The organism is Candidatus Hydrogenedentota bacterium (assembly GCA_016791475.1).
Taxonomy (GTDB): domain Bacteria; phylum Hydrogenedentota; class Hydrogenedentia; order Hydrogenedentales; family JAEUWI01; genus JAEUWI01.
Genome location: JAEUWI010000194.1, coordinates 1 through 767 on the forward strand (window position 1 = coordinate 1; position 767 = coordinate 767).

Annotated in this window: 2 protein-coding genes; both read left to right on the forward strand. The window is 74.1% G+C overall.

The window, feature by feature from the left end:
- A partial coding sequence (locus tag JNK74_28650) for an exonuclease SbcCD subunit D C-terminal domain-containing protein (GenBank protein MBL7650155.1) occupies window positions 1-490 on the forward strand: 490 nt, incomplete at its 5' end.
- The coding region (locus JNK74_28655) for an AAA family ATPase (protein MBL7650156.1) at window positions 487-767 on the forward strand (281 nt) is incomplete at its 3' end. The genes JNK74_28650 and JNK74_28655, both read left to right, overlap by 4 nt.

Genomic DNA, 767 nt, shown 5'->3' on the forward strand with positions numbered 1-767 from the left:
GTTCTCCGAGATCCATTACCCCCATCAGGTCGTGTTGGTGGATCTGGACGGGGAGGCGGTGGCCAGCGTGCGGGATGTGCGGGTGCCCCGGGCGGTGGACTTGCTGCGGGTGCCCGCCACGCCGGCGCCGGTGGACGAGGCCCTGGCTGCCCTGGAGGCGCTGGCGCTGCCCGACGGCCCCGAGGCCGGCTGGCCCTACCTGCAGGTGCGGGTCCGCCTGGATCAGCCCGAGCCCGGCCTGCGTGCCCGGGTGGAGGCGGCCCTGGCCGACAAGCCGGTGCGGCTGGCCCGCATCGAAACCACCTATGCCCGCAGCGCCGATGAGGCCGCCGCGCCGGCCCTGTCGGTGGATGAGCTGGAAGCCCTGGGGCCGGCGGATTTCTTCCAGCGCCTGTATGCCCACCGCTTTGGCGACGCACCGCCCGCCGAGCTGATGGGCGCCTTCAACGAACTGCTTGCCAGCCCGGCCGGGGCGGCCCCCGACGCATGAAAATCCTTGCCATCCGCGGTCGCAACCTGGCCTCCCTGGCCACCGAGTTCTGCGTGGACTTCCAGTCCGAGCCCCTGGCCAGCGCCGGCCTGTTTGCCATCACCGGCCCCACCGGCGCGGGCAAAAGCACGCTGCTGGATGCCCTGTGCGTGGCCCTCTACGACGCCACGCCGCGCCTGCTGCGGGCGGCCAGCCGGGGCGAGACCATCCCCGACGTGGGCGAGCACAGCGTCGGCCCGGCCGACCCGCGCACCCTGCTGCGCCGGGGGGCGGGGGA